This window comes from Holdemania filiformis DSM 12042, assembly GCF_000157995.1.
Taxonomy (GTDB): Bacteria; Bacillota_I; Bacilli_A; order Erysipelotrichales; family Erysipelotrichaceae; genus Holdemania; species Holdemania filiformis.
In genome coordinates, this window is the sequence record NZ_GG657556.1 from 608680 (window position 1) to 616601 (window position 7922).

Here is a 7922-nt window from a genome sequence, read left to right on the forward strand (position 1 = left end):
TCAACAGTTATTGGATGAAAATGAAATTCCTTACATTTTTATTCCTACAGTTAACTGGATTATTCCGGATCATCCTAAATCTTTTTTTAGAAGATTGGAATATATTGTTAGGGTTATTACAAAGCCAATAGCAATTTTTTGCAACATAATAGCTGAAAAAATATATCAAAAAACTATAATTAATGAAAAAATAGATATAGTACATTTAAACACAAGTTATATTTATGTTCCTGCACAGGCAGCTATTAAGTGTGATGTACCAGTGATTTGGCATTTAAGAGAGTTTTTAGAAGAAGATCAATCAAAAAGAATTTGGAATAGAAAAAAAGGTTATCAATTAATTAATAAAGCAAATAAAATTGTTACCATTTCTAATTCATTGTTTGATAAGTATAAAAATATATTTGATGATTCAAAGCTTGTCAAAATTTATAATGGTATAGATGATAAGCAATATGCTGCATTAGATCATGTAATTTTGAATGAAGAAAAAATTAAAATATTAATGGTTGGAACAATAAATAAATCTAAAGGTCAAATCCAAGCTATAAAGGCATGTGAAGTACTTGTAAATAGAGGCTTTAGTAATTTTGAACTTACTATTGTTGGTGGTATGTCAAAGTATGCTAATTGTTTAAAGGAGATTGTAGATAAGAAAAATTTAAAAAAATATATTAAGTTTGCTGGTTTACAAAAGAATACTAGCAAGTTTTATAAAAGTTCAGACGTAGTGTTAGTCTGCTCTAAGTATGAAGCGTTTGGCAGAGTTACAGTTGAAGCAATGATGGCAGGTTGCCTTGTAATCGGAGCGAATTCCGGAGGAACAATTGAACTGATTGAGGATGGTAGTACCGGGGTATTGTTTGAATCAGGTGACTATGTTGATTTAGTTAACAAAATGATTTATGTTATTGAAAATAAGAATAACGCAAAAAAAATTGCAAAAAACGGAAGAAACGTAGCTTTACAGTGTTTTACAGCTTTAATAAATGCTTCAAATATTAGGAATTTATATCTAGATATTAAAAAATAAAAGGAGAAAGGACATTGACGAAAAAAATATTATTTACTCCGTCTGATAACAATGCCACTTCTGGTGCTTTTTTAAGTATGGTTAGATTATTAAAAATTCTGATGGAAAGTTATGGATATGATGTACTTGTGTTATTACACAATGATGGCACTGGAGAAAAATTATTAAAAGAAAATAAAATAGCATATAAAAAAATTCGTTCGTTTAATTGGTTTGTTCCTTATCATCCAAAAGAGTTAAAGAGAAAAATAAAAAAATTTTTATGCTATTTTTGGATGCCAATAACATATATCTATAATAAAATAGTTATAAGAAGAATATCGCAACTTCTGAAAAAAGAAAAAATAGATATAGTACATATAAATACATCATGTTGCTATGTAGGTGCAGAAGCGGCGAAGCAATCTAAAATACCATATGTTTGGCATATACGAGAATTTCTAGAAGAAGATCAAGAAAGAACAATTTGGAATAAGAAACTTGCGAAAAGATTAATGAGTAATTCTAACTGTGTTATAACTATATCAAATTCTCTTTATAAAAAGTATATAAATTTTATCCCAACTGCGAATGTTAAAAAAATATATAATGGAATAGATGAAAGTAAGTTTTTACAAGATAGAAGAAAGATAAATATTTCTAATACTAAAAATATTATTATGGTAGGCTCTATTAATAAATCAAAAGGTCAAATTCAAGCCATAAAAGCATGTCAACTATTGAAAAATAGAAATATTTCTAATTTTTCTCTTAGCATTATTGGAAAAACAAGTGACTATTCAAGAAGTTTAGAAAATTATGTAAAAGAGAATTCTATGGAAGAATTTGTGAGATTTTTAGGCCCGAAAGAAAATATTGAAGAATATTATTTTTCGTCTGATATTGTATTGATGTGCTCCGAAGCTGAAGCGTTTGGTAGGGTTACAGTTGAAGCAATGATGGCAGGATGCCTTGTAATTGGGGCAAATTCAGGATGTACGCCAGAATTGATAGAAGATGGTTATTCGGGTATTTTGTACAAAAGTGGTGATTATTTTGATTTGGCTAATAAAATAGAATTTGCACTGAATAACGCTAATTATGTGAGAAAAATTGTTGAAAATGGAAGGAATGTGATGTTAAGAACAATGACAGCAAAAGAAAATGCAGAAAAAATTAATGATATTTATAATCAAATATAGGTAGAGGTGAAAAACATGATGAAAGTTGCAGCTATTGTAGTAACATATAACAGAAAACAATTATTAAAAGAATGTTTGAATGCTATATTGAACCAAACCGCTGAAGTAGAGAGGATAATTGTTATTAATAATGCTAGTACAGATGGAACAGAAGATCTTTTTAAAAAGAATGGTGAATTTGCATCAAATAAAATTAAATGTGTAAATATGGATTGTAATACAGGCGGTTCCGGAGGTTTCTATGAGGGGTTCAAAAGAGCTTCTAAAGTTGATGCAGATTGGTTTTGGATAATGGATGATGATACAATACCAAATTATGATTGTTTAGAAAAATTGTTAGAAGCAAATGATAGTTTAAATAAAAATGAAGATTATAATACAGGAAAACGGAAAATATCTTTTTTTGCAAGTAGCATATTCGGACAAAAAGGAGAATTTATGAATGTCCCAAATGTTGATTTGGCTCAATCAAAAAATGGATATCAATCATATTATGAACATTTAGGGGATAATATGATTAGAATAAAAGATGCAACTTTCGTTTCATTATTAATAAATTCTAAAGCTGTATATAAATGTGGGTTACCGTGTCGAGATTATTTCATTTGGGGTGATGATGGAGAGTATACGTTAAGACTTACTAAATATTATGGTGAGGCCTATTTAGTTGGCTGTAGTGTAGCGATACATAAAAGAATAGGTGCTAAGAAATTAGAAATATCAAATTTTGAAGATATTAATAGAATTAAAATGTATCATTATTATATAAGAAATAATATTATAAATACAATTTTTTATAACAAAGATAAAAATTTGTTTATTACATTTAGTAAAAAAATTATACAGGCAACTTGTTCTATTAAATATATTTTTACGAAACATGGATTATTAAAAATTTTAATCATCTGGAAAGGTACAGTAGAAGGATTTTTGCAGTATAATAAATTTAAAAAATATATTTTAGAACAAATAAAAATTATATAATTGGGTAGATAAATATGGTAGCATATTATTTAGCAATTAGTTTAATAATTATTTTGGTACTTTGTTTCTTTATTACCAAACAAGATATAATTCATCCAACAATTGCGTTTATTGCTCCTTTCACTTTAGCTGCAATTGATTTGTTGTACAACATTAATAAATGGAATGTTGAGCTTAAGATGAATACATACTATGTGATAATCGGAGGAACTTTAGTTTTTATCTTAGCAACATTTATAATTGATATTGGATATAAACAATTAAGAAAAAAATGTCAAAATATTAAATATAAAAGTGATACAATATATAAGTACAATATATCACAAATAAATAAATTGCTTTTTTTGATGTTACAAATTTTCACTTTTCTTATTTGTCTTATTGGGGTGATTAAAGTTGCTCGAAGATTTGGTGTTTCTGGCAGCATTTCTGAGCTTATAGCAGGTTATAAGAATTTAAAAACATTTACTACAGAGGATGTTGGTTTAGGTAAATTTGTAAATACATTATATGATTTTTGTTATGCATCGGGTTTTGTATGGTTTTATTTAGTCGCTAAGAAATATATATTTAAGAAAAAATGGGATAAACTTGTTTTAATTAATCTCTGTTTATCTATTGCAATTTCTTTGGAAAAAGGATCAAGAGGAGGGGCAATAGCACTATTGTGTTCTGGCGCAGTTATGATAATTATTTTTTGGGTAATGCACTCAAAAAAGCATAAGATATCATTTAAACAAATATTACTTATAATCTTAGCAGCATCACTTGTTGTGGGTATGTTTCAGACTATAGGAGAATTACTTGGAAGAGTGTCTGCAGCAGATTTTGGCGGTTATTTATCAGTATATTTGAGTGCGCCTATTAGAAATTTAGACTATTTTCTAAATAATTCTTTTGCATCGGCTGATATGTTTGGAAAGATGACATTTTATCACGCTATTAATTACCTAGGTGGCAAATTGGAAATTAGTAGTTGGATTTATGAACTAGTTTTACCACCATTGAGAGCTAATGGTTTTGTAACAGGGAACGTTTATACAACATTTTATGCATATATATATGACTTTGGTTATGTTGGGGTGCCAATTTTTATGTTTTTAATGGGTGTTATTTCGCAGCTATTTTATATTAAAACAAAAAATAATACTAAATATCTTCAAAGAGATAGAATTAATATCTGGATAATTATTTATTCGTATATATTTTATATGTTAGCATTTTCATTTTTCTCTAATAAATTTTATGAAGGAATATTTAGTATCCAGTTTTTTAAGTATTTAATCTATTGGTCGTTAATAAAGTTATTCCTAGAAAATGTTAAAATTAAAAATTTTTAAAAGGGGTTGTATAGCATGATAAAATTAAATGAAAGAAAATCAATAAAGTCTAATATAATAATGAACATGATTTTGACGATGTCCTCTTTTTTGTTTCCTTTAATTTCATTTCCGTATATTTCTAGAATATTAACCCCAGAAGGTACTGGTAAAGTCTCGTTTGTCACATCTATTATTTCGTATTTTTCTATGTTTGCTCAGTTAGGTATTCCAACATATGGGATCAGAGCGTGTGCAAAAGTTCGCGATGATAAAATTGCTTTAAGTAGAACAGTCCATGAATTACTCATAATAAATATTATTATGAATGTTATTTCTTATTCAGCTTTCTTTTTATGTTTAATGACTATACCCAAAATGTTAGAAGAAAAAAATTTATACTTTATAATTAGCTTAACCATTATACTTACTTCTATCGGGATTGAGTGGCTGTATAAAGCTCTAGAACAATATACATATATCACTGTTAGATCAATTTTTTTCAAATTTATCGCGCTTATACTGATGTTTTGTTTAATTAAAAGTAAATCTGATTATATCGTTTATGGAGCAATATCTATTTTTGCGTCATCTGCTTCTTTTATTTGTAATTTCTTTAATGCTAAAAAATATGTTAGATTTAAATATATAGGAGATTACAACTTAAAAAAACATTTAAAGCCAATTTTGGTATTCTTTTCTATGTCATGTGCTACTGTTATTTATACAAACTTAGATACGGTAATGCTTGGTTTTATGAAATCAAATGTTGATGTTGGATATTATAATGCAGCTGTGAAAATAAAACATATATTATTAAGTATAGTTACGTCTTTGGGGGCTGTTTTGCTTCCTAGACTGTCATATTATATAAAACAAGGTGTGATTGAAGAATTCATAAAAATAACAAATAAAGCTTTGCATTTTGTTATTATAATAGCGATTCCTATGACCATATACTTTATTATATATGCAAAAGAAGGAATATACTTTTTATCAGGAAATGAATACACTGGAGCAATTTTACCTATGCAAATTATAATGCCTACTCTTATATTAGTTGGAATATCAAATATAACAGGCATACAAATGTTGGTTCCATTAGGTAAAGAAAAAGTAGTATTATTATCAGAAATATGTGGAGCTGTTGTAGATGTGATTTTAAATTTATTATTAATTCCTTGTTTTTCTGCTTCAGGTGCAGCAATTGCGACCGTTATTGCTGAAATATGCGTATTATTTGTCCAAGTATATGAATTAGATGATTTAATACTGCTAGCAATAAAAAATATTGAATATAAAAAAATAAGTGTTGCAATAGTAATCTCAATTTTATTGGGGTATTTTTGTAAATATATTAGGTTTGGACTATTCCTTAAATTAACAATATCATCGATTATATTTTTTGGTGTGTATTTTATTATTTTATTGGCATTGAAAGATGAAATAGTAGTAGAATTTAAGAATCAAATCTTTAAAATTTTTAGAAAAGGAGAATGAATAAATGTATGATTATTTAATAGTTGGCTCTGGTTTATATGGAGCTGTATTTGCCCAAGAAGCAAAGAAAAAAGGGAAGAAAGTATTGGTGGTTGATAAACGTTCCAATATTGCAGGTAATATATATACAGAAAAAGTTGAAGGTATTAACTTTCATAAATATGGCGCACACATTTTCCATACAAACAATGAGAAAGTATGGAGATATGTAAATCAATTTGCCACATTTAACCGTTTTACAAATTCGCCGGTAGCAAATTATAAAGGAGAATTATATTCACTTCCTTTTAATATGTATACATTTAATAAAATGTGGGGAGTAATTACTCCTGAAGAAGCAATAATTAAGATTGAAGAACAACGTGCAGAAATTAAAGGTGAACCTAGAAACTTAGAAGAACAAGCCATTTCTTTAGTTGGCCGTGATATCTATGAAAAGCTAATTAAGGGATATACTGAAAAACAATGGGGAAGAGATTGTAAAGATTTACCATCGTTTATTATTAAAAGATTACCAGTTCGATTAACTTTTGATAACAATTACTTTAATGCGTTATACCAAGGCATTCCAATTGGTGGATATACTAAAATGGTGGAAAATATGTTAGAAGGTATCGAAGTACGCCTTGATACAAATTACTTAAAAAACAAGGAAGAATTAAACAAATTAGCAAATAAAGTAATTTATACAGGTCCTATTGATGCTTACTTTAATTATTCTTTAGGAACATTGGAATATAGATCTGTTCGTTTTGAAAATGAAGTGTTAGATATGCCTAATTATCAAGGAAATGCAGCTATTAACTATACTGACAGGGAAACTCCTTGGACACGTATTATTGAGCATAAATGGTTTGAATTTGGAAAAGATGAAGAAGGAAATGATTTACCAAAAACAATTATTTCTAAAGAATATAGTTCTGAATGGAAACAAGGAGATGAACCTTATTATCCAGTGAACGATGAAAATAATGATTCTTTGTACCAAAAGTATAAAAAATTAGCTTCAAAAGAAGATAAAGTGTTTTTTGGCGGACGTTTAGGTGAATACAAGTATTATGATATGGATGCAGTAATTGATTCAGCTCTAAAATTCATTGAAATCGAATTATAAATTTCATCATAATAATTTCTAGTACGTCAAAAAATTAATAGATGATATTCATACCTTAGTTAAAGAGCCGCCGCTGTTGCTTCAACCAGTGAGATTTCATCAAGGCGATATTTCCAGTGATAGACAACTGGCTCAGCATTTACTTCATCAAAATATAGGTAGATTCTTTGTTCAAGTTCCTCTTTGGATTTCACTCGAATACCTCTGAGCATTTGTTTCGTCATCTTACTAAAGAAACTCTCAATCATGTTTAACCATGAACCATGCGTTGGCGTGAACACAAACACAAAACGCCCCTGCGGCCTGCCTGCAAGATAGTTTTGAGTCTCTTTTGATTTATGCGCTAAATGATTGTCGCATATAATCCGGATCATATCACCATCCGGATACATTGCATCAAACTTTTTCAGAAGATTGATAAAGTTGGAACTCTTATGGCTTTCACTTACAAGGGGAATTGCGATCCCTGTCAATAGATCAATGCCTGCAAGCAGGGATAACGTGCCTAGGCGTTTGTATTCTGCATCCCGCATGACAACTCCGTTTTTATCTGTAGGGCGCAGATCCTCACCTGTTGTTGAAAGCGCCTGAATACCAGGCTTTTCATCGCAGGACACGGTATGGATCATGGGTTTGTCCGTTGGGATAATGATTTCTCCGTCAGCATCAAACTGCATTTCAACCTGCTTATAGACAAGGAGGACGTCATGCATTTTTTGTATCAAAATCAGGATCGCGCTTTTCACAGTAATACTTAATCTTGAATGGCTTGATATCCTGTTCGGTAAGGA

The 7922-nt window shown here is 28.9% G+C and carries 7 protein-coding genes; 6 read left to right on the forward strand and 1 reads right to left on the reverse strand.

Annotated features, from left to right (window positions below; genetic code table 11):
- The 6 genes from HOLDEFILI_RS08725 to glf all read left to right on the forward strand — a co-directional run.
- Positions 1-1033: glycosyltransferase family 4 protein (locus HOLDEFILI_RS08725; RefSeq protein WP_006059236.1), on the forward strand; the 1033-nt coding region annotated here is incomplete at its 5' end.
- 14 nt (positions 1034-1047) lie between these two features.
- On the forward strand, positions 1048-2214 hold the full coding sequence (locus HOLDEFILI_RS08730; protein ID WP_039864410.1) for a glycosyltransferase family 4 protein: 1167 nt from the start codon (positions 1048-1050) through the stop codon (positions 2212-2214).
- A gap of 15 nt (positions 2215-2229) precedes the next feature.
- Positions 2230-3198, forward strand: a complete 969-nt coding sequence (locus HOLDEFILI_RS08735; protein ID WP_006059238.1) for a glycosyltransferase family 2 protein — start codon at positions 2230-2232, stop codon at positions 3196-3198.
- A 14-nt stretch (positions 3199-3212) separates the two neighbouring features.
- Complete coding sequence (locus tag HOLDEFILI_RS08740; RefSeq protein WP_006059239.1) at positions 3213-4538, forward strand: O-antigen polymerase; 1326 nt, start codon at positions 3213-3215, stop codon at positions 4536-4538.
- A gap of 15 nt (positions 4539-4553) precedes the next feature.
- The gene (locus HOLDEFILI_RS08745) at positions 4554-6017 is read left to right on the forward strand and encodes an oligosaccharide flippase family protein (protein WP_039864411.1); all 1464 of its coding nucleotides are present in this window, start codon (positions 4554-4556) and stop codon (positions 6015-6017) included.
- Positions 6018-6021: 4 nt separating this feature from the next.
- Entirely contained in the window at positions 6022-7131 is a 1110-nt protein-coding gene (gene glf / locus HOLDEFILI_RS08750; protein WP_006059242.1) for a UDP-galactopyranose mutase, read from the forward strand.
- A gap of 59 nt (positions 7132-7190) precedes the next feature.
- On the opposite strand, the gene HOLDEFILI_RS08755 is transcribed toward glf, so the two are convergent.
- The coding region (locus HOLDEFILI_RS08755) for an IS630 family transposase (RefSeq protein ID WP_208854959.1) at positions 7191-7922 on the reverse strand (732 nt) is incomplete at its 5' end.